The 23342-nt window shown below is 41.3% G+C and carries 28 protein-coding genes and 2 pseudogenes; 5 read left to right on the top strand and 25 right to left on the bottom strand.

Annotated features, from left to right (window positions below; all coding sequences use genetic code 11):
- Positions 1 to 26: 26 nt before the first annotated feature.
- From AC3IRT_RS07985 to AC3IRT_RS08095, 23 genes and pseudogenes are all read right to left on the bottom strand, one after another.
- Positions 27 to 1334 carry a PBSX family phage terminase large subunit gene (locus AC3IRT_RS07985; RefSeq protein WP_489395868.1) on the bottom strand — a complete coding sequence of 436 codons (1308 nt, stop codon included), beginning with the start codon at positions 1332 to 1334 and terminating at the stop codon, positions 27 to 29.
- Between the two features lie 32 nt (positions 1335 to 1366).
- On the bottom strand, positions 1367 to 1810 hold the full coding sequence (locus tag AC3IRT_RS07990; RefSeq protein ID WP_489395869.1) for a terminase small subunit: 444 nt from the start codon (positions 1808 to 1810) through the stop codon (positions 1367 to 1369).
- On the bottom strand, positions 1803 to 2195 hold the full coding sequence (locus tag AC3IRT_RS07995; RefSeq protein WP_489395870.1) for a hypothetical protein: 393 nt from the start codon (positions 2193 to 2195) through the stop codon (positions 1803 to 1805). Before AC3IRT_RS07995 ends, AC3IRT_RS07990 begins: the two co-directional genes overlap by 8 nt.
- Positions 2192 to 2563 carry a VRR-NUC domain-containing protein gene (locus tag AC3IRT_RS08000; protein WP_489395871.1) on the bottom strand — a complete coding sequence of 124 codons (372 nt, stop codon included), beginning with the start codon at positions 2561 to 2563 and terminating at the stop codon, positions 2192 to 2194. Before AC3IRT_RS08000 ends, AC3IRT_RS07995 begins: the two co-directional genes overlap by 4 nt.
- A 619-nt stretch (positions 2564 to 3182) precedes the next feature.
- Positions 3183 to 3761, bottom strand: a complete 579-nt coding sequence (locus AC3IRT_RS08005; RefSeq protein WP_489395872.1) for a hypothetical protein — start codon at positions 3759 to 3761, stop codon at positions 3183 to 3185.
- Positions 3762 to 3798: 37 nt separating this feature from the next.
- The gene (locus AC3IRT_RS08010) at positions 3799 to 4443 is read right to left on the bottom strand and encodes a hypothetical protein (protein ID WP_489395873.1); all 645 of its coding nucleotides are present in this window, start codon (positions 4441 to 4443) and stop codon (positions 3799 to 3801) included.
- Positions 4444 to 4525: 82 nt separating this feature from the next.
- Positions 4526 to 5179: an Ig-like domain-containing protein gene (locus tag AC3IRT_RS08015; protein ID WP_489395874.1), complete on the bottom strand. Its 654-nt coding sequence runs from the start codon at positions 5177 to 5179 to the stop codon at positions 4526 to 4528.
- 134 nt (positions 5180 to 5313) lie between these two features.
- On the bottom strand, positions 5314 to 6162 hold the full coding sequence (locus tag AC3IRT_RS08020) for a hypothetical protein (RefSeq protein ID WP_489395875.1): 849 nt from the start codon (positions 6160 to 6162) through the stop codon (positions 5314 to 5316).
- A 276-nt stretch (positions 6163 to 6438) separates the two neighbouring features.
- Positions 6439 to 6924, bottom strand: a complete 486-nt coding sequence (locus AC3IRT_RS08025) for a type II toxin-antitoxin system VapC family toxin (protein WP_489395876.1) — start codon at positions 6922 to 6924, stop codon at positions 6439 to 6441.
- A gap of 3 nt (positions 6925 to 6927) precedes the next feature.
- On the bottom strand, positions 6928 to 7695 hold the full coding sequence (locus AC3IRT_RS08030; RefSeq protein WP_489395877.1) for a hypothetical protein: 768 nt from the start codon (positions 7693 to 7695) through the stop codon (positions 6928 to 6930).
- A 251-nt stretch (positions 7696 to 7946) separates the two neighbouring features.
- Positions 7947 to 9179 carry an IS256 family transposase gene (locus AC3IRT_RS08035; protein ID WP_489393422.1) on the bottom strand — a complete coding sequence of 411 codons (1233 nt, stop codon included), beginning with the start codon at positions 9177 to 9179 and terminating at the stop codon, positions 7947 to 7949.
- A gap of 136 nt (positions 9180 to 9315) precedes the next feature.
- Positions 9316 to 9585 (bottom strand): hypothetical protein, encoded by a 270-nt coding sequence (locus tag AC3IRT_RS08040; protein WP_489395878.1) that lies wholly within the window; start codon positions 9583 to 9585, stop codon positions 9316 to 9318.
- Between the two features lie 2 nt (positions 9586 to 9587).
- Positions 9588 to 9911, bottom strand: coding sequence for a hypothetical protein (locus AC3IRT_RS08045; RefSeq protein WP_489395879.1), 324 nt, complete (start codon positions 9909 to 9911; stop codon positions 9588 to 9590).
- Positions 9912 to 10047: 136 nt separating this feature from the next.
- Positions 10048 to 12606, bottom strand: coding sequence for a bifunctional DNA primase/polymerase (locus AC3IRT_RS08050; protein ID WP_489395880.1), 2559 nt, complete (start codon positions 12604 to 12606; stop codon positions 10048 to 10050).
- Positions 12607 to 12608: 2 nt separating this feature from the next.
- Positions 12609 to 13631 carry a DEAD/DEAH box helicase gene (locus AC3IRT_RS08055; protein ID WP_489396116.1) on the bottom strand — a complete coding sequence of 341 codons (1023 nt, stop codon included), beginning with the start codon at positions 13629 to 13631 and terminating at the stop codon, positions 12609 to 12611.
- A gap of 66 nt (positions 13632 to 13697) precedes the next feature.
- Positions 13698 to 14111, bottom strand: a pseudogene (locus AC3IRT_RS08060) (DEAD/DEAH box helicase); the annotation flags it as partial.
- Between the two features lie 167 nt (positions 14112 to 14278).
- Positions 14279 to 14650: a hypothetical protein gene (locus tag AC3IRT_RS08065; RefSeq protein ID WP_489395881.1), complete on the bottom strand. Its 372-nt coding sequence runs from the start codon at positions 14648 to 14650 to the stop codon at positions 14279 to 14281.
- Between the two features lie 149 nt (positions 14651 to 14799).
- Positions 14800 to 15963, bottom strand: coding sequence for a hypothetical protein (locus AC3IRT_RS08070; RefSeq protein WP_489395882.1), 1164 nt, complete (start codon positions 15961 to 15963; stop codon positions 14800 to 14802).
- A 3-nt stretch (positions 15964 to 15966) separates the two neighbouring features.
- The gene (locus AC3IRT_RS08075) at positions 15967 to 17064 is read right to left on the bottom strand and encodes a hypothetical protein (protein ID WP_489395883.1); all 1098 of its coding nucleotides are present in this window, start codon (positions 17062 to 17064) and stop codon (positions 15967 to 15969) included.
- A gap of 3 nt (positions 17065 to 17067) precedes the next feature.
- A complete protein-coding gene (locus tag AC3IRT_RS08080; RefSeq protein WP_489395884.1) occupies positions 17068 to 17379 on the bottom strand; it encodes a hypothetical protein in 312 nt (103 codons plus the stop codon).
- Complete coding sequence (locus AC3IRT_RS08085; protein ID WP_489395885.1) at positions 17379 to 18161, bottom strand: recombination directionality factor; 783 nt, start codon at positions 18159 to 18161, stop codon at positions 17379 to 17381. The genes AC3IRT_RS08080 and AC3IRT_RS08085 overlap by 1 nt, the downstream gene beginning before the upstream one ends.
- 181 nt (positions 18162 to 18342) lie before the next feature.
- On the bottom strand, positions 18343 to 18627 hold the full coding sequence (locus AC3IRT_RS08090; protein ID WP_489395886.1) for a hypothetical protein: 285 nt from the start codon (positions 18625 to 18627) through the stop codon (positions 18343 to 18345).
- Positions 18627 to 18872, bottom strand: coding sequence for a hypothetical protein (locus tag AC3IRT_RS08095; protein ID WP_489395887.1), 246 nt, complete (start codon positions 18870 to 18872; stop codon positions 18627 to 18629). Before AC3IRT_RS08095 ends, AC3IRT_RS08090 begins: the two co-directional genes overlap by 1 nt.
- A 247-nt stretch (positions 18873 to 19119) precedes the next feature.
- Between AC3IRT_RS08095 and AC3IRT_RS08100 the strand changes: the two genes are divergently transcribed.
- The gene (locus AC3IRT_RS08100) at positions 19120 to 19854 is read left to right on the top strand and encodes a S24 family peptidase (protein ID WP_489395888.1); all 735 of its coding nucleotides are present in this window, start codon (positions 19120 to 19122) and stop codon (positions 19852 to 19854) included.
- A 20-nt stretch (positions 19855 to 19874) separates the two neighbouring features.
- On the top strand, positions 19875 to 20198 hold the full coding sequence (locus tag AC3IRT_RS08105; RefSeq protein WP_489395889.1) for a helix-turn-helix domain-containing protein: 324 nt from the start codon (positions 19875 to 19877) through the stop codon (positions 20196 to 20198).
- On the opposite strand, the gene AC3IRT_RS08110 is transcribed toward AC3IRT_RS08105, so the two are convergent.
- Together AC3IRT_RS08110 and AC3IRT_RS08115 are read right to left on the bottom strand one after the other, a co-directional pair.
- Positions 20170 to 21405 (bottom strand): phage integrase SAM-like domain-containing protein, encoded by a 1236-nt coding sequence (locus tag AC3IRT_RS08110; RefSeq protein WP_489395890.1) that lies wholly within the window; start codon positions 21403 to 21405, stop codon positions 20170 to 20172. The two genes, AC3IRT_RS08105 and AC3IRT_RS08110, sit on opposite strands and share 29 nt — an antisense overlap.
- Before the next feature lie 361 nt (positions 21406 to 21766).
- Positions 21767 to 22141, bottom strand: coding sequence for a lipocalin-like domain-containing protein (locus AC3IRT_RS08115; protein ID WP_489395891.1), 375 nt, complete (start codon positions 22139 to 22141; stop codon positions 21767 to 21769).
- A gap of 225 nt (positions 22142 to 22366) precedes the next feature.
- Between AC3IRT_RS08115 and AC3IRT_RS08120 the strand changes: the two genes are divergently transcribed.
- From AC3IRT_RS08120 to AC3IRT_RS08130, 3 genes and pseudogenes are all read left to right on the top strand, one after another.
- Complete coding sequence (locus AC3IRT_RS08120; protein ID WP_489395892.1) at positions 22367 to 22675, top strand: hypothetical protein; 309 nt, start codon at positions 22367 to 22369, stop codon at positions 22673 to 22675.
- Positions 22676 to 22683: 8 nt separating this feature from the next.
- Positions 22684 to 23079 (top strand): annotated as a pseudogene (locus tag AC3IRT_RS08125) (PcfJ domain-containing protein); the annotation flags it as partial.
- Positions 23080 to 23126: 47 nt separating this feature from the next.
- Positions 23127 to 23327: a hypothetical protein gene (locus tag AC3IRT_RS08130; RefSeq protein WP_489395893.1), complete on the top strand. Its 201-nt coding sequence runs from the start codon at positions 23127 to 23129 to the stop codon at positions 23325 to 23327.
- Positions 23328 to 23342 lie beyond the last annotated feature (15 nt).

The raw sequence follows: 23342 nt of genomic DNA on the forward strand, positions 1-23342 counted from the left end.
ATATTGCGTGTGGTGGTTGCTTGGTGCTACCCAAACATTCCTATGATTGAATCGTCGATGTTGGTCAATCCTTTCTTGTGGCGGCGCTTTGCGTACCGTATAGGATCGATTGTATGGTTATTGGAGTCTACGGGTATATTTGCCTTTTTATCGCTCCAGACGTATGTTTTCAGCTCTCGCTTGATGTTTGGGGAGTCAGGACTAACTATGATCGTATAATCCTGAAGATCCGCGATACCAGCTTTCACACTTCCAGGTCCTTTGTCACATTCCTCAATGTTTAATCCCATTGCTGCCAGATCCGCTATCAGTCGATCTTCGGCGCTATCACCTACAATAAGATCATTCGGAGCATCAATGTAGGTCGTATTCATGTTGTAGACGTTTTGAAGCTTAAGCTGCGCTTTACTATAGAACTTCTCCTGCACGTACACGCGCTTGCGACGCTCGTCAATAGCCACCTTAATTAGCGTCGTAGGATCAATCGAAAATCCGTAATCCTGACCATACAGATAAGGTAAACTTTGATCAAACTCACCTTCTTCCCAATCTGTGAAGATCACGCCCTCAGCAATATCAGCCCAACGCCCAATAACTACATATGCATACTTGGTCTTCTGAAATGCTTTGTGATAAGCTTTGTGGTATGCTCCGCTACTAGTGTCCGGATATTCCGAAATAGCTGCTAAGTGTGCCTGCTTCTCACTCTTTTGCTTGATCTCAGCGATCTCAGCCAGAAATGTATCACTGACATTATCGATGTTGTCTAGATAGCTTGTGTGGATGTGCAGGACGTTAGGGTGAGTTGAGATCTGAACCTCTACCCCGTCGATTACTTCGATACGATGAGTGTCTTGGATGTACTTTTTGTAAACGAAATGCTCATCATTGGATGGGTTCATGATCAAGATCACGCGGTTCTGTATCCCCTTCTTACGAATGGAAAGAATCAGCTTATCATAATCATCCTCACTTTGCCATTCTTCCATCTCATCACCAACGAATGTAGTAAGACCCTCAATAGATTTCAGATTAGCCGTTTGGTTTCCAGAAGAGGTCTTGATACCACGAAACATGATCTCGCTCTTCGAGTATTCGTTGATGATATCCTCGGACTTGACAGAGAAATGCTTTGAAACGCCATCCAGTTCAATCTTTCCACGTATCTCAGGGATTACCGAGATGTCCGCCGACTTCATTGTGTATCGACTGTATAAAATCTTATGTCCCTTCTGAAATGTTAGCCTGGTGATGAAAGTGGATACTTCGAAAGATTTTCCAGAACCTCGACCACCAGTAACCAAGACAATGAAATGATCCTTGTCCGTATACATTGGTTGGAATTGAGGCTTTGCAACAACCATAGCTACTCACCTTGTAATTTAAGCCAGTTCTCCGGGCTGATCGATCCGTTGATGTTGGCGTCCAGCTTCATCTTTTCAGTCCACATCGCTAGGTGCTTACCCAAGAGCTCCGCGCCTTTCAGTACCGCTTGAGCATCAAATTTATATTCTCCGGACTCAACCCAAACACCATCTTCCTTGATCATCACAGGCTCAGCTTGCTTGCAACGCTCGATCGTATCAACGATAGTAGTAAGAACGTAATCTTGATCAATCTGCACGCGTTCGCTGCGAACCTGTTGCAATTCCTTTAGACGAACTTGAATGTCAAGTTTTGACATGTTCTGTTCAGCTATCTGTCGGGAAGTTCTTTCACTATACCCAGCACGTATCGCTGCCTGCGTTGCATTCAAATCAATCAAATACTCCTGACAGAATTGTTCCTGCTTTGCTGTCAACTTACCCATTCCCTTTCACCTCCTTTACAATTTGATCTACCGCATCACGTACCCAGTTCACATGAGTGTAGTAATGACGAGCTCTTTCCACCTTCTTGCTGATCACCTGATGTGATACCCCGATCTGCTTACCAAGCATAGTTGCTACTCCACTGTTACGTCGAATACCACAATCAGTATAGATCGTCTCAGGAGATACAAGAAGTAAAGCTGCTGCTATTGATACGATTTGCACTTGCCATGTTTCGGAGGCAATAGTCAAGGTGTGATTGTGGACCTGATGGATTACCTCAGGCGTACATGGAATCGATTTGAAACGTGAGTATACTTCTTCGGCGATATCTGGATGATACTGCTGAAGGTATTGCTGTAGGTTGATGGTTGTTGGGATCATGCCGCTACCTCCTTTGCTAATTGTTGTGATTGGGGTTGACCTAGTATTGCCGTAATGGCTTGCTGGAATTCCTCCAAGCTGCGTATGATGTATACCGGTGTGCCATCCTGCTGCCAAACTAAATGGACTTTTGCTTGCGCTGGTGATACGGTACCGGTGGTAGTTTTAAATTCAAAACCGTAGGCTAGACCTTTGTGGATTAGGATACAATCAGGAATACCTGCTACAACACCTGAGGCTTTAAGTTGCATCCCCTCTACTGCATTTCTGCTTCCACCGTTAGGAACATGGAAGAATTTACGTCTTGTTTGTGGGTAGGTATTCCACAACCAGGTATTCGCGGCTGTTTGCAATTGGATCTCTGTCATAACTACACGTGCTGTGGCTTAAAAGATGCAGAATGACCCTAAAGCCACCCTGCATGAACACATATACACGGTGTAAATATAAGAACATGTCGTGACATGTCAAAATAAATGATGAAATGTTGTGGTGTTACAGGAACAGCGATGTGGGTTACAGAAAAATAACGATCTAAAACCCTGAATATATGACGATTGAAAAAAGGTTACAGAAAAACCCCTATTTATACAAACCTCTATAAAAACATTAATGTGATAACGTTTACCCTATAGGAATATTGATGTTTTATAAACATTACATTGTTGCATTTATTTTTTTAGAGTATTCCTATTAAAAATGCTGTAACTCCTGTAACCTTAAAAAAAAGTGTTTTTAATAAGTGTTAAGGTCTGTTTGGGGTTACAACCTTAATTGTAACCTTCCTGTAACCTTGAAGCTAAACCTGTAACTTTTGCCAAAAAAAACGTGCGGTAGTTATGATAGTTTGAAGCATAAAAAAACCCCTAAAAAGGGGCTTGTAATAAATTGCTATCGTTACTGTAATCGCTTGTGCTTACTACTCATTTCCATGTATCTAAGTAATTCCATTAGCAATATGCTAAGTATAGGTTTGATTTTTTTATATCAAAATATTTTATCACCTTTTTTACTTAGATTTTTAAACTCACCTTTAGAAACTACAGTAAAATCGAACTTATGATCGAATTTGCCTTCTATAATGTCGACCACGATGTTGAGATAAACGTGATCACGTTCAGATCCATTATTAAACTTCATTTTCGCTCTTGAATCGCTGAATATAGGCGTAGATTGGTTTCGGTCATGTGAAGTCTTACTGTACAATCCGATTTTCACCCAGCTATCTGGGGCCACTTTCCGAGGTTGTATAATTTGGTTTACCTCAAACCCCATTGTTTCTCCAGGTATTGCTTTACCCGATTCGCCGCCAGAAACAAAGTAGCTTTCTTCAAAATTCACCTCCGCTACTTTTGAGCCTTTATTGTGAATTTTAAGCTCAATAGAATGTGTTGTTATTTCTTCTATTACCACAGTGATATCCCCATCAGAAACTGAGTAACCGATTGGACGGACACCATCTATTGACACGTACGGACCGCCGTATATCTTATAACGATCTGTGATTTCTTGTGCCCTTAATCCATTACAGACAAGTATTGCAATCAAAAAGACTACTGTTCTCATATTACTATTCAATAAAACGTTCCAAAATTATCATATTTTAATTAGTTTTAATAAACTCTCCGATAAGCGCACCGCTAGTGCTGACTTTGAAAATATACTGTCCTAAAACCTTATTTCCGTAGCTATTTGCGCCGTAACAGTCAAGACTTATGCGCCATTGCTCGGTATTATTAAGCTCTAAACCACCATTACGAAGAATATCTCCTTTAATACTAATTTGCTTATCTGAATCCGTAATCATAGATCTTAAGCTCTCCACATCTTTAAGCGCATCCTCGTATAGTCTAATATTTGAGCTATACTTCTCAAAATACTTCTCAGGGTTTTTAGCTTTCAGTTTCTCTCCCTTTTTTAGTATTTTTTGTTGTTTTTCGAGTTTACTTTTCGCTTCTGAAATATCAGAATAAGTGTAAGTGCTATCAACTTCATATGAGTTTCGAACGCGCTTTAGGACTGATATGTCGAATTCAAGTTTCTCCTTTAAGCTAACAGGACTTGCTTCAATTTTCAGCAATTCATAGCTATAAGGATCTTTGAATGTTAAATCTACATGAACTTTTTTGAATAGATCCTTTGATCGTTCAATAATTGCCAAACTGTCAAGCTCCTGTCCACTAGCTGTAAAAGCAGTTAACCAAATGATTATTACAAGAGCATTGTTTTTAATTAAATTCTGTAACATAAATCAATATTTTGCTATGGGATTAAGATTTTATTCGGTCACTACTTCATAAAAATTCTATGCTTCTTCGATATCTTTAACATTAATTGACGTGATAATACGCGTCATGACCGTTTGATTTGTTTATCCTCAACCTGATAATAGTTTTATTATCTTGAGTTTTATAATTAGATTCCGAGGAAGTCATTGACACTTTAATATACCGCTCAGAATAGAAAGTATCTGCATCAGCTTCACTAAATGTAGTGTTAAAAGTTATATAACTCCCATTCCAAACACCCCTGTCTTGCCATAGATACATTAGGTCACTTTCTTTTGGAGATCCCCCAGCATAGGCTAAGCTAGTGGAGGTTTCCCAAGTAAGACTCCGTGTTTCAAATGCTTTGACATCACCTTTAGAAATAGCTTGACCATATAATGGTTCTGTAATGCCCGCTACGTAAGGTTCAACTATTACTTTTGCCATCGTTGAACGTCCACCAAAGTTTGCTGTTATAGTTGTCTCGCCAATGTGCTCAGCAGTGAACTTTCCAGAATTGTCAATCGTTCCAACGAATGGATCGCTTGAAGTCCACTGAACTGAAGCTGCGTTTGAAACGGTGAAAACAAATTCTTGGTCGAATTTTAGTTTAACTTCGGATTGATTAATTACGCTACTGGTCTCCTCGCTTTTCGAGCAGCCAACAAATAATAATGCGATAAGTGTAAGTACTTTAAATTGTAGGTTGTATTTCATAATGTTTGTTTGATTTTTGGCGAATATAAGAAATTATATATCAGTATGGCTTACGCTTTCCCGTAATGCTACATCTCACCAAAACACAGCACCCCCACAACCACCAATACTATTCCTTTTATTCTTTTCATTATTTAAAACTGAAGTTTACCACCCAAAGCCTCGTATGCATATAGGACATTTTTGAGTCCCTCTTTCTCTTTTGCTGTAATCGTGCGATCTTTATAGTACTGCTTTCCTTCGCTACGTAAACGAGTTGATTTACTTGCAATAATGTCCTTTATAATCTTATAATATTCAGCAGTCATTTCTGAATCATACCATTCCCAAATATCGCCATAGCCATTGTCTCTTTCAACTTCCCGACCAGGGTAAATTGTATGGGTAGCGTTATCAGTCTTTATTAAATATTTCTCGATAAATAGCCAATCATCAGACGTGTATTGAATACATAATCTGAGCCAAGGTATTCCACCATTTTTAGATCCCATATATATATGAAAGCTGTTATAATTGGCACTCTTTGGCGTAGACCTATCATAATACCAAGTGATATCTTTCATATCATCTTTGGAAGTTCGAAGCTTTTTGACAGCATTTGCTAGCCTTTGCTTTTCTGCATTTTCTTTAGCTAATTTCTCGGCCTGCTCTTTTTTCAATTGAGCCGAGATCGCTTCATCTACTTTAGCAAGCAAAATAGTCGCTTCACGGTGTTCAGAAGACATAGGATGTTTAGATACAAGTTTGCTTAATTTGTCTTTCGCGATATTAAACTCTGATTTTTCAAATGCACTCTTCCCTTCTTTCAAAAGACGCTCTGAACCATTGAGTAATTCATCCAACTCTTTCTTTAGGTTGTTGTTCTCCAGCGCTAATTTTACATTTTCGGATTCAACCTTTTCGTATTCGTCCTGTGACACAGAATTACACGAGGATATAGACAAAGCTATACTCGCCAACATCAGGTAATTTGCTAATTTCATAACTTCATAATTTCAGCAAATATAGGAAAATAGGTCGCACTGTACTTTACGGTTTACCATAACAAAGTGACCTCAAGAAAATCTTGCATAGAACCATAATTTTTTATATAGATAGATGAATATTTGGGGAAGGGTGGGTGGCAGTGGCACATCATGTCTGTGCGACACTATAAAAAATTACACCTTAAAGTCTTTAGGGAAGGTTGCAATCATCTCACGACTGACATCAAATTGGATATTAGCAAATAGTTCGAGTTCTTCGACTTGATATACCTACTAGAAAAGTTCACCTAAAAGTTCATTTAAAGGAGTCGTAAGATCCAGATATTGAAAACTGATCTTCCCCGCATTTTTTAATGGAGTATACATTTTCTTATGTGCCTTAGCGTCTTTCGTAATGAAGGCATCTATCCCCCTATTTTCAACCTGCGCAAAAATCTTAAGATCATTTATAACAATGTTTCTTTCGCCAGGCGTGTTGGCAGTAGTGTCGCCTTTTAGACAACTTCGTAGTTCACCAGCCAATTTAGCGTCATGATAGTCAAATTCCAGCAATCGAAAAGTACTTAGTGATAATAAATTTGCTGGATCATCGGCTACTGAATACTCACTTACAACAATAGTAGATAAATACATTGTTATTCCATGATCCGCGAAATATTTGAAGTATTGAACTACGCGATCATGATAGTCATCGTCTTTTTTGAGAAGCCTAGTAACAAATGAATTATCAAGCAAAACTGACTTTATCGTACTTATCATAGTCTAAATACCATCTGCTCGTAAATTCTCTATCCATTTATCCAAATCCTTGATTTTACTCAGATTATTTGAGGCACTTTCAATAGCTCTATCTAACAAGGATTTATTATACACTGGTTTATAATCAATAAATTCTAGCAGTTTCAGATCATAAACTTTTCCATCCTCCAAGCTTTTTTTTCCGCTTGCCTTGATTCCATAAGGCTTATATGCCTTTTTGTCCCCTTGCATTATCTGTGCCTTTGTAGCTGATACCGCTAAATTGCCATACTCAGACGTGGAGATATGAATATTTGGAGTCTTCCCTCCTTCTTGATATATCTCTCCATAGAGATAAAATTCACTTTCATAGAATTTGGGAGAAACTAATACAAAGTCAGTATTTGTTCCCACAACAAGCGTCGTATCTGAACTAAGAGATGAATTAAATTCAATAGTCAATCCCTTTTGAATTGCATATCGTTGAAAACGGTCGATCACTTCTTGTCTTTTGTAATCAAGGAAGTCAATGCTGCCCCGCTTTTGTATCTCCGATGTTAGTCCATTAAAGAGTATAATAGCCGATATTGGCAAGAAGAACTTATGCTTAGCGGAACCTTCTTCGAGGTCATAAGAGATGTGCGGTCTAGTTTTCTTATCCTCTTTTGTAGGATACAAGAAAGTTTCAATATCAAACAATATTGACTTAACGTCGCTAATATCGATATCTTTAGGAGATAGTCCTTTTTGAAGGTTATCTATCCTCAACTCTATATATCCTTGTTCCTCCACATTGCAAAATAACGAAATACCGTCAAATAAAAAAACAATTAACGAGTCAATAATCTGTCTACTAATTATTACACCCTCACCGCAAACTCAACAAAAACCACTATACGCAAAAACTCCGCTGATCACGGAGCTCTTGGCAAGCGTACTAATTTACGGCCATTGAAAAGGTGTGGCGGGAGTGTAAAGCGAACTGTGTCACGTCACTCTTTTTAGGGTTCGTGCTCAGAGGCTGAAAGCCTCGAGTGCGAACCCTAAAAAGAGTTGCCGAAGGCCTTAATTCTATCTCCAAATTTAATATGTAATTGTTGCATTGTCAAACCCCAGTTTCGAATAGGCATAGTCCATTTCTTGGATATATCCTTAATGGTGAGATAAACTAGTTTTAACAGTGCCTGATCCGAGGTGAATGCTCCCTTCGTTTTCGTGATTTTTCTAACCTGCCGGTGCATTGCCTCGATAGCATTTGTCGTATAAATAGCTCTTCGAATCTCGGGTGAATACTCAAAATAAGTAGAAAGATTCCCCCAATTATCCAACCACCCCTTTACCGAAAGTGGATACTTCTTGCCCCATTTTTCATCAAATTCTAAGAGCTTTTCGTAGCCTTGATCCTGATTGATGGCCTGATAGATAGGTTTTAAATCTGCAACAACAGCCTTTTTATCCTTTTCCGGGACATATCGAAGACTTGAACGTATCTGATGAACTATGCAAAGTTGGATCTGGGTTTTGGGATATACCGCTTCGATAGCATCGGGAAAACCCTTTAAGCCGTCGATGCAGGCAACTAGGATATCCTCTACGCCCCGCTGCTTCAGATCGGTCAGTACCGAAAGCCAGAACTTCGCACCCTCATTTTCTGAAAGATAAATACCGATTAGGTCTTTTCGTCCGTCCCGATTTACCCCAAGTATATTGTATACTGCACGGGTTTGAACACTGCCGTTGTCTTTAACTTTATAATGCATGCAGTCCAGAAAAACAAAGGGATATACTGATTCAAGTGGGCGATTGCGCCATTCGTTCATCGCAGGAATGACCTTGTCGGTGATGTTGGATATTTCCGTAGCAGATATGTCCATCGCATACATTTCTTTCACATAGCCCGAAATATCTCGTGTGCTCATGCCTCTAGCATACATGGCAATCACGTTTCCTTCCAGTTCATCAGTAATGATTAACTGGCGCTTGGGAATTATCTTAGGCTCAAAAGTGCCGTTTCGATCACGGCCACTCTCCAGTTCAAAATGACCAGACTGAAGGCTTCGTACCGTCTTTTTGGTCTTCCCGTTTTTACGATTGAGCTCGCCAGATGCTTTATTTTCTTGTAGATGGTGATTCAGCTCACCTTCAAGCATACTTTCAAGAAGGTGTTTCAGCATTGGAGCAAAAACACCATCAGTACCACCCATTTTCTTGCCTTCATACAGGCTTTTCATTGCTTCTTCTTTGAAGCGCTCAAAGTCAAATCCCTCTTTTTCCATTGTTATGTGTCTAATATAAAAAATCTATACTTGACACAGTTTAGTTTACACCCTCGGTGTGGCTTGCCAGAAACATATAAAATGGTTAGCCCGCATTTGCAGAACGCTTCTGGGCACTGTGTATATGTGTCCATAGCTATGAAGTGTATTTGCTAAAGTAGTAGAAAATGGTAACAGCAGCCGCAACAATCAACACAAACACCAAGATTCCCTTTATAAACTCGAGAACGTCTGCCTCGGCATCTAGCTCCTCACCAATTGTGCGCTGCTGGATCTTTGCCCGTCTTTTGTTTAATTCCTGATACCTATTAATACCGCGATCAAAATCCCTTGCAACACGACGCGCGCCATCCTGCCGGCCACCCTCACTATGAAGATGACCAACAATAACCTTTGGAGATGGCATGGTTATGCGGTAAGCTTTAACCAGTAATCAAAAGTCGGCTTTTCTAAATCAGATGAGCTGACGTCGGTTTCACAGTGTGGACATTCAGTATGTCCATATTCTGGCTCATCAGATGAAGCAGGATGATCTGTCTTATATACTAGATTGTCAGCTGATACTTCAACTTCACATTGCGGACAAATCTTGGTGTGGGTGTCCCTCTGGTAGTCAGCAACCACCATTTGGATTTCTTCAGCATTGAGCTCTGGAAGCAGATCTGCATTTTGTAAAACAACCCCGTTTGCCTCCGGAGTTGTTTGCTTTGTTAGATTTTGTTTACTTTGCATTGTATTTATTCTTTGTTAGAGATTGATACATTTTTGATAGTTGGGGGTTGCCTCCCCCTTCTATCTCTTTGTTATGATACAAATATATTAAAATTTTAAACAATTTTAAACATTTTTGTACTTTTTTATATTTTATTTAAAATGGGTACTTCTCCCCAGATGTTTCAATCACGCATTTAAGTTCTCCCTGGAAGACGTGCACCCTTTTAGTGGTATGATTTATTTTTTTCACGACCGACTGGTCAAAATTTATTTCATGCCGATCGCAAAAATCCCGAACAGCACTATTCAGAGTTCGTTGGCTTAACTTATATTTTTCTTTCAATTCAGTAGCCACATAATCATCGTATGACTTCTGGAAGCTGGACACCTCAACATAATCGGAAGCAAGCCACGAGGTGATATTATCACTGATAAACTCTAAAGTTTTTTCGCCATACTGAATCGTGAATTTCTTTTCCCATCCATTATTAGACAGATCAATCTTTTCTATTTTACATCCCTGACTAAGATGGTACCTAATGCATCCAAGCACGAAATCATCAAAACCTTTCCATTCCGCATTGTCGAAACCGTCAGGAAATAGTTTACCGTGCACCACATCTACCCCACCATTTACAGTATAGTAATCGGTGAACTCTACGGGCCGGAAACGTCTACCAAGTCCACCATCGCTATCTTCATACGAGTAGTTTGTATTGAAAACTACCTTTGGGGAATCCTGAATATTTACCGAATACTCGCCTTTGTACTTCTTATTTATATAGGGATCCTCGATTGTACTTTTGATAAATTCCCAATTGATTTTGCGCGGAATATCGGGTATAAAGTAAATTCTAGAGGCGTCATTCCAAACGGCATAAAACTTATCATCCCACTTTATCATAGCTCCAGACGCTGTACTTACACCAATAAAATTCTTTAATAGGTTGACAAATATGTTTTTACCACTCCCTCCTCCTTTGCGCGGATCATTAACCATTTCCGTAAGGATGATTGCATACAGGCTAATTGGGGAGTTATAGTCATGGCATAGAAAGCCAATGATATTACGAACGTAGTCCTTGACGCGGCCATTGTCTCCAACGCCAGTAGCATTTTTTAGATATCGCTCATATAGATCGCTCGCAGTAGCGTCCTTTTGGTAGTTCCGTGAGAGCATCTTATCTGCCCAAATATATCCCTCGATTTTATCATACTCGATTGATGTAATTGAACTTGCGGTGATCCGCACCGCAACGTTATTATAGAATTTGTAGCACATGTCGCTAGAATCCTGGACACAATCAGTGTCATCGAATTTTTCTAATCGCGAATCAAGTATGAACCTACCTGAAGCTTGAATAAACTTTTCATAGGCGTTGCAGATATCGGTGTATACGTCAACTTCTTCCTCCTGAATATAGTCTTTCATTAAATCGAAAAACTGTACAAGTGATACGCGCTCTACAAAGTTTCCGTTAATTTGAACAGCTTCAGACTTGTACATTCTAAAGCCCAGCTCTCGAGCTACGTGGAGAAAATCTTGTCGGCTAATTACGAATTTACCTTTATCATCATACTCCCAAAATATGCCATGTGGGTGCTGCTGTTGATATTGTTGTTGAAGTTGGGCAAACTCCAAATGAGCTTCTGGTGAGAAGTTAGCAGGAACTGCCGCCGTGCCATTGATAGCAGCTTTTTTAATAATTGACTGTTCAACCGCACGCTTGACCTTACCGAATCCATTATCTATTAAATAGCGGAATGCCTTCTTCTTATCGCCATCGAAGGTGAACTCTGCCAATAAGGTCGCAGGATTATAACCGCGCGTTCCTTCTAGGTCCGTAGAAGTGGTGAAAATATAGAAGACACGTTTGTCTTTATTCCAGCTGGCTGAAACACCCTCTGTTTTATCCGGACGCGTAAACCATATGAACCTCTGATTTTCGCGAAGAAAGGACCATCCTTGTGATTGCATTAATTCCAACGGATCACACCGATAGTTATAATCTTCGAATGGATTTGTTGTGTAATACGATTCTTGCGATTGGGTTGGCTTTGGCATTGGTGCGATGCGCACCACTTCATCGTATGTTCTGCATAGGTTGATTAAACTGCACCGCTCTTCCCAGCTTATAACAGGAATAGGATTGGATTGATGAACGCTATACCCCATCGATGGCGGATATAGGAAATACCCACCTTCTCCCCGAGTCTCAAGAAAGTTTACAGTTTTACTTGGCCTTTTGGCTCCGCGATCACGTTGCGCCTGCTGTTCCGCATCCGTTGCAGGCCGTCCAGCAAGTTTTTGATTGCCCTCGGCAAGACCATCTTTGATACGGTACAGGATATGGTACCCTCCACTTGGCGTGCGGTGAATGCGTAGGCGTGTGAATAGATGAGGATAGAATTTATTGATGTCCGCAAGCAGCTGCGCATCGATACCTGGATAGTACTTACTATCGATATCAATACATTCCAGATTCCCCGAAATCGCCCCACATACCGCAGCTACGGCATTAGTATCATGGCTCTCCATAATCTGCCATAACTCGGACTCGTCTGCTCTACGCGACTGGTATTCACTCCAGAATCCGTACGGAGTTTTTGCCGGCCTCCCCTTTTCTTCTTTCTCTCTTACTGCGATCAGAGAAACGCCATCTTTAATTAATGGCAGTATTTCAGCCCAAATATTCGCCAACTCAACAGCCATCCCTATACCAATGTTATATCTACAAACTCTACCTTACTTGCTCCGATCATTTTGCGCTGATGATCAACCCAGCTGGCCTTGTATCCCATAGCAGCGGTGAACGCTTCAAGGAAACCTTGACGCTCTTGATCTTTTGCTCGAGCTACGCGCGCGGCGAAAGGCTGCTTCTTTTTCATTTTTGCATACACGGCGAGTTCATTAGCCGAAAGCTCACTTACTCTACGACCAACCAGATCAGTATAATGGCGCGTAACCTCTACGAGCTCACCTTGCTCCAATTCTTTTGCGGTAAGTGGACGTTCGTGTCCGCAGAACTGGCAAATGCGCTGCGTAGTTGGTATGATCGATTCACACTGCGGACATAGGGCCACCGGCGCAACACCTTCACCTTTTTTGCTACGCTTTTTTACTTCCCACATGTTTTCCCAATCACGATCCTCGAAGTATAAACCATGGCGTTCCCAGTTCCCGCCATAATCAAGAACACGAAAGTGGCTCTTCACCTGAGTGCCGTTTTCAGACCATACCGGTCGTGACCCACGTCCAATCATTTGAAGATATAGTGGCAACGAGGTAGTGGCTCGGTTAAGGATTACCAAATCCACAGATGGGCAGTCGAATCCCTTAGTAAGGCTAGCCACTGAAACACATATATTGGCCTCGCCTAGTTGCGTGAATTTTGCAAGCTGATACGCTCCATTCTCCAGCTGACTATGATATTCAACAGAAGCAAAACCTTCCGCTAGCAGACGCTGGTTCATTTCCCGCGCATGCTTGATTGATGCAACGAAAATCATGCACTTGGTGAATGGGGTGGTGCGTAGATCATCGAAAATACCGTCGTAGACAGCAGCGGTCGAGAAAGCAGCGGCCTGTGATTGCTCGGTATACTCACCATTGCGCAATTCCAGAATATCAGTATCTGCTTTAGTCCGAGCGAGATGCTGGTACGAGCACAGAAAGCCCTGCTGGATCAATTCGTCGACTTGGCAGCATGTAACACAGGTGTTGTATAACTCAGCCAAGTGCTTAGCTACACGACCATCTGGAGTAGCAGTAAATCCGAGGATGTAGGGATTGCTTACCTCTATCAATTGACGAATGATGTTAGAAGGCGTGCCGATGTGCGCTTCATCAACAATGATCAGTGGAGGAAATTCAAGCGCAGCAAGTTGATGCAGGATGAGCGGCCGTCTGGTCAGCGTTTGCGCCATAGCAATATAAAGCTCACCTCCCTGAATTGAGACATGCTTAACACCCTTGGCAATCTCGTGACCTCCAGCCTCATTGATGATTTGATCATATATCTTGGACGTCTCACTGATGATCACCACGGCGCGGCCATTGGCAGTCGCCTTGCGAGCAACCTCAATAAACATCTTGGTTTTTCCGGATCCTGTAGGCGCGCACGCAATTACTCTGCGATGATCACGCAAAGCAATAGCAAGGTTGTTTACAAAAGACTGCTGATATGGACGTAACTTAATTGGTGTAGTCACTTTCATGCCGCTACCCCCTTCCACGTGGATGGCGTGCAAAAAATCTGATGATTTTGCATTGTATAATTCTTTTATCCCACCGCAGATGAACGCGACAGGGATGGTTGTTAGAGATTAATTAAAAGAAGCAGTGAAAGGGTTTGCCTTCCACTCTCACTGCTTATGCTTTGCGATTAAAACGGCAAGTCGTCGTCGTCATCAATCGTCTCTGCCGGAGCGGAGTTACTGCCTTGCGACCAATCTTTCACGTTACCCAAAATCGGCTGGTGATCATTGATCCATTTCTCGTTGTCCTTATTGGCCTTGTAAACCTCAGTGGGAAGTGACTTGGCGATAAATCCATTCTGGCCATACTGATCTTGTTCTTCACGAAGAACGACACGCACATCCATGTACACGGCCCCATCCTTTTCGGTCATGCTGTTTCCTTCGATTGGAAGCAAAACACATTTCACCATCTCTCCGGCCTTATTCTTTTTGTCAACGATAACAGCCTGAGGCAATTTTGTTAGGGCAATTGACCCTGTTAATGTTCTATTCGACATCTCTATTTGGTTTTTAATTATACAATTCTGTTATTGGTAGAACATTCAGTTCGCACCTGATGTTTACTTATTCTTATCCGTTTTACGTTCTCGGTATCCGATCGCTAGAAAAACCGCCATCACAACAATCACTTTTATCGCGAATACCATTACGCGACCTTTCTTTTTGTGGCTCGAGCAACGGCTTTGTATTTCGGTTCGTACGTCACATCAGAATGCGTGATCATTTCTCCAGTAGCTTTCGCTTGGCGTTCGGCGTAGCTTGCCATCTGTTCCAACTTGATCTTTCCTAGTCCATCCGCGCTGGCACCGCTATTGGTCAGATAATATTCCACGACTGCACGCCAACCGTCTACACTGCCTACAGCTATGGTGTAAGACTCAATTGCCCTGGGCGCTTCAACATCGCGATTTGCTTGAGCTACCATAACAGTAACAGTTGCTGCCTGCTTAGCTTTGGCCGCATCGGCATCTGCTTTTTGTTGGGCCGCAAGTTGTGCGGCAGCGGCTTCCTGTTCCTGTTTGCGAGCGAGTTCCGCAGCTGCTTTACTCTCGGCCACTCCTGCTTCTAATTCCTCGCGACGCTGTGGAATAAGTGAAAGCAGGTACTCCGCATATTTGCTGACCTCAGCCGTAAAATGATCATCACAGGCGTCGAATCGTTTCTGAGTGCGAACTTCATTGATCAGGTCAGCATCGCCTATCAAAGTGATTGCTTGCCACGACTCTTCGGATAGCGCAGCTCCAACGAACTGCTGTAGCGCGTCCATTGCTTCATCAATTTGCTCGATTTTGGCTCCACTGTAGACAGTAAGCATCGTCTGCTTGACGTTCGTTAAGTGTGCTGCATAGCCATTGCGGAGTTGAGTCTCCAATTGCGCGATATCATCTATTCGCTTTTGCTTTGCGGCCAGCTCTGCCTGTTCTTTGGCTCGTGCCGCGGCAGCTTCTTCTGCATGTATTTTGGCACTACGATCGCGCAGCTGCTGTATTGGATCGTACAGCTCTTTACCCAACGTATTTTCAATACCGGTAAATGCTTTGATGAAAGCATGTGCTTTTTCTGTGAATGGTTTGCGCTGCTCTTCAATATGTTTTACCGCTTTTTTAGCGGAGACTTGCCAATTCATCAGCTCATCATCCAATTCTTTCGGAAGCTTATCTCCGTTGGCAGCTGCTTTGGCGAGCAGTGCGACCTGCTTAGCGCGGTATTTGTCTTGAAAACCTACTGCTGTCTCGTAGACAGATCCTGCACTTTGCAGGTCTGTTTGAGTGAACGGCATGATTGCCGTATTGGGTTGTGTGGTGCTCATGATTTAGAATGGTAAAGGGTTGGAGGTTGGTTCTGTAAGTGCAGGAGAGCTGGACTTAGCGGTAGGCCGTGTTATCGGCTGCAAATCCGGCGCAGCATGCCCAAACTTACGCCCGACGTATTCGCCAATTCCTTCTTTACGAATAACACCAGACAAACCTTGTTCACGATCAGCAATACTGAATACTCCACCAATGGTCGTGTAAGTTTTGCTTTCAGCTTTGCTTGCATACCTGATATCAGCAAGAGTCATAACCGCATCTACTTCTGCAGTGGTGATATCACCAGTCCAATCTTTGAAATTGTAGGTTGGTGTTTCACCTCTCCATTCTTTAGGCGACCAGTTACATGCGGCATCTAGTGGAAGATCAGGAAAATTCTCTTCCCATAATTGGCGCTCCGCTTCAAGTTGCAATCCATTAGTACGGTAAAAGCCATGGCGGCCAGATTTGAAGTTGATAATTGCCCGTATGGTTTTATCGACTTTGCATTCGCGAGGCTCACCTTTACGAGGTCCTGACTTATATGGATTATCATAATCTAGGCCATCAACTTGAATAGTCATGTCGCAGACAAGGTCGATTAAAGTACCGTAACCTCGATCGCTAAGTAATACATATTCGATGCCGAGTGGCACAATGTTATATTCAATGTAAAATTGGATGAACGCAGCCAGATCGTTTCGTAGCTTTTCAGGCCATTCTTTCGTATCGGGTTGATAGTAACTCTCTGCGGATAGGTAATCTTCTACGACAAACTCAACGCGATCAAAGTCATATTCGCCATTGATTAGGAACTTGCCGATTTCTAAATGCATCAAAGTGCCATAGTGCTGGCTCAGTTCTAGCAAACGGCCAGCTTCTTTTAAACCGTGCTTCACGTACCATTCTAGCAATGGCTGTTCCATTGGGGCACATGCATTGATCGCCGTGGTTAGGCTTGTGTAGAGACGCAAAGGCGATTCTACTGGCGCACCGTCTTGGTTCAATCGGATGTAGCTACGACCTTGGCCAAAGTTTACACGACCTACTTTATAATTGGGTAAACGGAGGGCTTGATCGTTAAACCAGTCCGTGTTGATATGCTCGAATGTAATTGACATGGGTTAGTCCTCCTGTTGTTTTTGATTTTCGCAATTGTATTGGGTTTCAAATTCTCTCCAATAATCTTTTAGTTTATCCCAATGAGTATCCTCAATGGATTCAATAAATGAATCATGTAATTCGCTAGGAGATTCAGCAAATACTACACTTCCATTGCTAGATTCAAGACATTTTCTCGAAATAACAGCATGACAATACTCTCCAAAAAATGTAAAATTGAATTGGATAGAAACTAACTTATTATCTTCACTCACTACATTTTCTTCTAGATAATGTAGTTTCAGGTTTTTTGATAGATTTACTTGCAGATCCATTACTTCACCTCCGCCGCTTCTACATCCTCAACTGCATTCGCACCGCTCACACTCCCCGACCCCAACTGCAATAGGCTTCCAGAGGTGATCATATTTGTAGTTAGCCGGTTCAAGTCTGCTCCGGACTCAACATAAGCACGTACCGCTTCAATAGTCTCTTCTGTGAAGTTTGGTACCAGTTGTACAATTGGATAATTCTTTGCTGCACCAGGGGAATAGGATTGCACTTTCTTCACCATTAGTGAAAACGGAAACCCAATTATCGAACCGCTGCGCTCCATGACCATATCAAATGCCTTAACAATGCTGGGAATGGTAGTTTCTTTCGCCTTCGTTGAAAACGTCCAATACCCAAGTATCCCTTTCATTTCAAGCAGTACAAAACGAAGTGTTAATGTGCGGGCCCATCCTTTGATGGCCTTAACTCGCGGATCATCCTTTGGCACGTCAGCGATATATCCGCCTTTGCGATCAGCTCCACCAGTGGCATCCCATACCGTAAATGTTTCCCCGTTACCATATCCCCAACGCTTGCCCTTCTCCCAAGCTTCGAACTGTTCATTGCAGACCTCTGAAAGGTCGTTCGATACAAAAGCCACGTGTAATTCTGTAGGTTTGTCGCCAAATAGATTGTGGAATCTATTTGCGAAATCTCCGGTAGCCCGGAAATAGTCTAATGATGTAGGAAAACCCTTTGCGGATTTCTCCCCTACTTTAATTCTGCCGATTTCGGGTAGTGTACTGCCTTGCTGTGCACCCCGTGACGAAATTCGTCCTTTCATTCTTTGTTAGAGTTTTATGAAGGTTACCCCTCGTTTGAAATAGTTATCGCTGTAGGTTGCCTCCTGTTACGATACGCTTTAAATTAAATCAGCCGCTTCGGCATCTTCTCTGATCTCCGCGACTACTTGACGTAAATCACGAATCTCTGATAGTAGTTGTTCTAGTAGTTCTTTCATTTGTTCACGTTATTTTAATATGTCCAACCATTTCCTCTCCAGAGTTCAATGCTTGCAAATCCACTTTGCTAAGCTCACGCTTTGTCGACCCGAATACATCTTGACGGTAATTCAGCTGTCCCGATTGCAACCATCTATCAACACGCGCTTTGCCGTATCTTTTGCAAGCGTAGCTATACGAGACGTTCTCCCTTTCCAAGCCTGCCTCTACTAATGCTGCTTTTGCTCCTACTTTTGCCGCTTCTTTTAGCATAGCTGCCAAACCTAAATCCATTGGTATCGTATTCATTATTCTTCCCTCCAACATCTAAAGTTTGCAACATCATTTGGATCACGTCTTACAGTGAACTTCTTTTCGCTCATAGGCTTACCAGTGATTAAATTAGTTCGGTGAAATAAGTCCCATGCTATTTGGCGAACTTTGTTTTCCTTACCATTTTCGACAGGGAATGACTCTCCTTTTGCCATCCCCTCCATAATACCACCTAAACTTGTTTTGGATGGTGGCAATACCTTATCAGTTACCTCAATCATCTTTTTTGTTCATTTTTGTTTAAAATTTGAAAATTGGTACATGCCTTGCGCAAGGACAATGTAAAATGTTATATTTGTTTGACTTGACAGTACAAATGTATTAAACATTTTTGAACATTTTGTTTTTTTATTAAACATTTTTGAATAATTTTAAACAATAAAATGTAAACACCTGTGAATCAGATTACATAGTTTAGAACACACACATATACGCATGTTTCACAAAGGGAATTATATTAAAGCCCTCATGAAAAAATATCGAGTTAGGCAAGAAGATCTTACCGATAAAAATCATGAGCAATATGTTGGATTTAGTCGCGGGACATTGATATCAACTTTGAAAATGGCTGAATTTGCAACACCAGAATCTATCGAAAGAGGAAAGGTAATTCTTAAAGCTATCGGTGCAACCGATTTAGAGTTTAATAAAGCATTTCCAGAGGATAGCCCTACCACCAGCAACGCCAAAGCAATCGGAGAAATCAGACAAGTTCCGAGTGATCAGGGTCTGAAAGAAATTAGTCCTGGCTACTACCTATTAACAGCTGAATTAATTCCAATACATGCTCAGGCTGGATACCTATTGGGATATCAAGATCAAGAATACATCGATACACTACCTCTATATACTACTACTGTGAATAAATATGTAACTGGGACATACAAGTTTATTGAAGCATCAGGAGATAGTATGGACAATGGAGATATTCGGGAGGCTATTCCAGATGGTACCGTAATGTTGTGTCGTGAAGTTTCCAGACAATACTGGCAAAGTAAATTACACACTCATTCATGGCCTAACTTCGTATTTGTGCATCGCCAAGAAGGTATCGTAGTAAAGCAGGTAGCGCATCAAGATTTGGACAATGGCATAATTACGCTACGATCTCTTAATCCTGACAAGAATAGGTATCCAGATTACGAGGTGAAAATGGATGATCTGATCCAGATTTATAATGTGGTAAAAAGAGTACTAGAATAAACAATACGCATATACACACAATGAGCACAGACTTTACTGAAGTAGGAAAACTAATCGCAAGCTTCCGCCATGACCAAGGATGGACCGCCGAACAGCTGAAAAGTAAACTAGATATATCTACCGTTACACTATCCAGAATTGAAAACGGGAAACAGGGCCCGAATGCAGGTGTGATCAAGAAACTTGCAGAACTGGGTATGGATGTGGCGGATTTAACCTATGCATCTCGGTTCCACAGCAAAGAGCAGTCCTTATCGTACCGCCTTGCGGAGGTAGAGAACAAACTTGCTAAGATGGAGCAAATGGTAACCCAACTTATGAAGGCTCAGAATGAGAAGTCTTAATGTAATCTCCCACAGCAGCTATCACACCTAGCTGCACTTTGTGAACTACTGACCAGTCAGGATCTATATATACATCCGTGATGTCGGCACCAGTTTTGTGATTTAATGCTATAGAAACTTCTTCTTTACTGAACTTACATATTTGCCGCGCGACATTAGCAAAGGTGTGCCTAGCATAATACATGGTGCATTTAAAACCGATCTTTTCCGAGATTGATTTCCAGCCAGAATGGAGTACAGTGTTTAAATGCTTACTATCGACATACCTCTTTTGCAATTCTCCTGCGTACTTCTTCACAAGCCCCTTAGCTTCAGGTGGTATAATAATCTTAATTCGCCCACCATCCTTTCTTTTATTCATCACCTTACTTCGCCGGTAGTCGAGTTCAGAGGCCTTCGGATCATTTAGGTAAACCAGCATATCCTTGGTGTTAATACCACATAGGTAAAATGAAAGCATAAAGAGATCTTTTGCTCGCTGCTCTATAACACTCTCCGTTTTATAGTTGACAATTTTTACGAAACTCTCTAGTGACAAGTTTCTTCTGGGTGAATCCACAACCACTTTCGCCTTATTTCCTTCAAAAGGGTTGTATGGCAATGGAAAATATCCTGTAACTGGATCATTTGATGCTTTACGCAATCTCGTAAAGAATGCCTTAAAATGGGACATATAGGTATTCACGCTCGTAGCAGCCATAAAACCGCCACGATTTGATGGCTGAACAGAGAGAAATTCCGAAAATCGGTCTACAAAGTTTGGTGTAACCTTCTGGGCAGATAAACGATCTACACCAGAAAACTCTTTTAAATAATTCATCATGGCAGTGATGATACTCGCCTTTGACTTTGTATCCCTCCCTTTGAGTACAATTATCTCCTTATCAATCTCGGCAAATACATCTATTTCGGTATTCCGGCTTTCCTTGCTTAGGAGATACTCTTTGACTTCGCCTGCGCTCATCTGCTTAACTCTGGTACCAAGTAGTGTAATGTATTCTCGATACGTCGAAAGCTCAGTTGAAAAATACCTGTCAATGAAACTTTGCTTCAGCTGGAATTTTGTGGTAAGGTTTGCCTTGGTGACATAAGACTCTGTTTCAATATAGACTGATGAAGATTTATGATTTATACGTATCTTCACATTCCAAGTGCCATCAGTCTTCTTCTGCTGCTGCTTTAGAATCACTGCATTAATAGTTGCCATCTGTAAGTTATTTGTAAGTCTTTCGATGAAAATAAAGTTACAAATAACGGTTAGTATTACTGTCAAATAATAAAAAATATCGGCTGACACTATTAAAAATGCACTCAGATATCAGTAGGCAATTTGGATCCGTTTTTCTGTTTAATAAATCAATACATATAGTTTGTAATGTGTAAGCAACTCTGATTAGAGTTGCTTATTTTTTTACTTTAAGCATTTTCTTGATACGATATCTTTGATTTTACTCTCATATAACATCTCTCCGTGTCGTGACTAAAGAAAAGCTAAACAGGTGGACCAATCTTCAGATAAAACTATCAGAGCAGCAATCATTATTACCCCTTGTAACTTCACCATTAGTTTATTTTTTTATTCTGATTCCAATCACACTACTCCCAGTATATACATCTAGAAATGCAGTATTACCTTGAATTGATATTATTTTAAACGTAAAAACAGCACGTCCTTGCATGTAGACGGTGATATCCGTACCATTGATAGTATAAGAACCATAACCATCACGGGAAGTTCCAGTTTCGCGAAATGCACCACCTGCCTGAAAAGTAATGGTTCTAGGCTGAGGAAATTCCGCTGGATGATCTGCTACAACTCGGCCATCGTAATGCGTGATTTCCCATGTCCCTAATATCTGCTTGGCGTAAGGATCATCCTTGGAGCATCCAATTAACGTTAGCAACATGGCAACTAGTATTGGTAGGTATCGAAGTAGTTTCATAATTTAAGCAAATATAGGAAAATATTGGAGAGGTTGGTTGTTGGGCTTCCCCACAACATAGGCTGCCTATTTTTCCGTAGAGGTCTTTTTCTAACACCTCACAACTCAAAGCTTCTTCCTGAATCTTACCTGCTTCATAGTTGGGTAACCAGCAAGTACAACTCCTCTAACGGACTACTATATTCCTATCAGTATAGCGTAGACAAAGTGTGCACCGGATATAAGGTGCTGCCAATATTTAAGAAGTTAGGATTTAAAGGTGATCTGCACTGGGTCACTCCATATATATTCTTTACGCGAATTGAAAATAACAATCGCGCAGAAACTTTACTTAAAGTTGGCCAATCTTCTATGTTCTTTCAGGAGATACAACGCGGTAGCGGTAGCGCCTACAGATATTGGGATTCAATCAAGATCTGTATCCGAAATAAGTACAAAGTCAAGGATGCTCAAATGTATTACGATTACCTGGGCTACTCGCGCGGTGCAGAAAAGATCTCCGAAGTCGTAAATACGTCTGCCCTAAAAACCTAACGAAAGAACACGATCGATATGTGAAAAAAGTTAGGGAAATGGATCGACGCCAATCAGAGGCAAGGAAAATCGCAAGAGCAAGGGAAAACGAAGCGCAGTACCTAAAAGACAAGCAAGCATTCTTCGGCCTATGTTTTGTCAGCGGTGATGTTACTGTGAAAGTTTTAGAGTCTGTACAGGAGTTTGTGAGGGAAAGCAAAGTTTATAAGCATTGTGTATTCACTGGTGATTACTTCAAAAAGCAAGATTCTTTAATCTTCAGCGCATTGGTCAAAGGCATTCCAGTTGAGACCGTGGAGTTATCATTGAAAGAATTGCAGATCATCCAGTCTCGCGGATTACACAACAAAGCTTCTGAATACAATGAGGATATCAAGAAACTAGTCGATCGTAATATCAGCTAGGTGCGGAAGATCTACGAACAGCTTCAAAGCGCCAACTACTACACGGTATGGGAATGTCTCACATTGAGGTAGCAAGCTTGTGCGGATGCACAGTTAGGGATTTGGAGCAGCTATCAGAAAAGGTAATGACTTTTCACAGCGGCCACTACAACGCGCACAATATGGTGGTGACGCGCCAAAGCAAAATCAACTGGCCAGAGGAATTGGTTTGTATCAGTAAAATCAATGATAAAGCGAATTATCAGTAAATACGATGATAAATT

The sequence above is a fragment of the Sphingobacterium sp. KH_072 genome (genome assembly GCF_057837975.1).

What these genes read in the sequence shown, in the direction of transcription:
- AC3IRT_RS08050 (WP_489395880.1), bottom strand. Translation starts at nt 12,606, where the DNA reads ATGGCTGTTGAGTTGGCGAATATTTGGGCTGAAATACTGCCATTAATT.
- AC3IRT_RS08075 (WP_489395883.1), bottom strand. Translation starts at nt 17,064, where the DNA reads ATGTCAATTACATTCGAGCATATCAACACGGACTGGTTTAACGATCAA.
- AC3IRT_RS08015 (WP_489395874.1), bottom strand. Translation starts at nt 5,179, where the DNA reads ATGAAATACAACCTACAATTTAAAGTACTTACACTTATCGCATTATTA.
- AC3IRT_RS08130 (WP_489395893.1), top strand. Translation starts at nt 23,127, where the DNA reads ATGGGAATGTCTCACATTGAGGTAGCAAGCTTGTGCGGATGCACAGTT.
- AC3IRT_RS08025 (WP_489395876.1), bottom strand. Translation starts at nt 6,924, where the DNA reads ATGATAAGTACGATAAAGTCAGTTTTGCTTGATAATTCATTTGTTACT.
- AC3IRT_RS08085 (WP_489395885.1), bottom strand. Translation starts at nt 18,161, where the DNA reads ATGAAAGGACGAATTTCGTCACGGGGTGCACAGCAAGGCAGTACACTA.
- AC3IRT_RS07985 (WP_489395868.1), bottom strand. Translation starts at nt 1,334, where the DNA reads ATGTATACGGACAAGGATCATTTCATTGTCTTGGTTACTGGTGGTCGA.
- AC3IRT_RS08005 (WP_489395872.1), bottom strand. Translation starts at nt 3,761, where the DNA reads ATGAGAACAGTAGTCTTTTTGATTGCAATACTTGTCTGTAATGGATTA.
- AC3IRT_RS08110 (WP_489395890.1), bottom strand. Translation starts at nt 21,405, where the DNA reads ATGGCAACTATTAATGCAGTGATTCTAAAGCAGCAGCAGAAGAAGACT.
- AC3IRT_RS07990 (WP_489395869.1), bottom strand. Translation starts at nt 1,810, where the DNA reads ATGGGTAAGTTGACAGCAAAGCAGGAACAATTCTGTCAGGAGTATTTG.
- AC3IRT_RS08010 (WP_489395873.1), bottom strand. Translation starts at nt 4,443, where the DNA reads ATGTTACAGAATTTAATTAAAAACAATGCTCTTGTAATAATCATTTGG.
- AC3IRT_RS08080 (WP_489395884.1), bottom strand. Translation starts at nt 17,379, where the DNA reads ATGGATCTGCAAGTAAATCTATCAAAAAACCTGAAACTACATTATCTA.
- AC3IRT_RS07995 (WP_489395870.1), bottom strand. Translation starts at nt 2,195, where the DNA reads ATGATCCCAACAACCATCAACCTACAGCAATACCTTCAGCAGTATCAT.
- AC3IRT_RS08095 (WP_489395887.1), bottom strand. Translation starts at nt 18,872, where the DNA reads ATGATTGAGGTAACTGATAAGGTATTGCCACCATCCAAAACAAGTTTA.
- AC3IRT_RS08000 (WP_489395871.1), bottom strand. Translation starts at nt 2,563, where the DNA reads ATGACAGAGATCCAATTGCAAACAGCCGCGAATACCTGGTTGTGGAAT.
- AC3IRT_RS08040 (WP_489395878.1), bottom strand. Translation starts at nt 9,585, where the DNA reads ATGCCATCTCCAAAGGTTATTGTTGGTCATCTTCATAGTGAGGGTGGC.
- AC3IRT_RS08035 (WP_489393422.1), bottom strand. Translation starts at nt 9,179, where the DNA reads ATGGAAAAAGAGGGATTTGACTTTGAGCGCTTCAAAGAAGAAGCAATG.
- AC3IRT_RS08045 (WP_489395879.1), bottom strand. Translation starts at nt 9,911, where the DNA reads ATGCAAAGTAAACAAAATCTAACAAAGCAAACAACTCCGGAGGCAAAC.
- AC3IRT_RS08115 (WP_489395891.1), bottom strand. Translation starts at nt 22,141, where the DNA reads ATGAAACTACTTCGATACCTACCAATACTAGTTGCCATGTTGCTAACG.
- AC3IRT_RS08070 (WP_489395882.1), bottom strand. Translation starts at nt 15,963, where the DNA reads ATGAGCACCACACAACCCAATACGGCAATCATGCCGTTCACTCAAACA.
- AC3IRT_RS08090 (WP_489395886.1), bottom strand. Translation starts at nt 18,627, where the DNA reads ATGAATACGATACCAATGGATTTAGGTTTGGCAGCTATGCTAAAAGAA.
- AC3IRT_RS08065 (WP_489395881.1), bottom strand. Translation starts at nt 14,650, where the DNA reads ATGTCGAATAGAACATTAACAGGGTCAATTGCCCTAACAAAATTGCCT.
- AC3IRT_RS08100 (WP_489395888.1), top strand. Translation starts at nt 19,120, where the DNA reads ATGAAAAAATATCGAGTTAGGCAAGAAGATCTTACCGATAAAAATCAT.
- AC3IRT_RS08105 (WP_489395889.1), top strand. Translation starts at nt 19,875, where the DNA reads ATGAGCACAGACTTTACTGAAGTAGGAAAACTAATCGCAAGCTTCCGC.
- AC3IRT_RS08020 (WP_489395875.1), bottom strand. Translation starts at nt 6,162, where the DNA reads ATGAAATTAGCAAATTACCTGATGTTGGCGAGTATAGCTTTGTCTATA.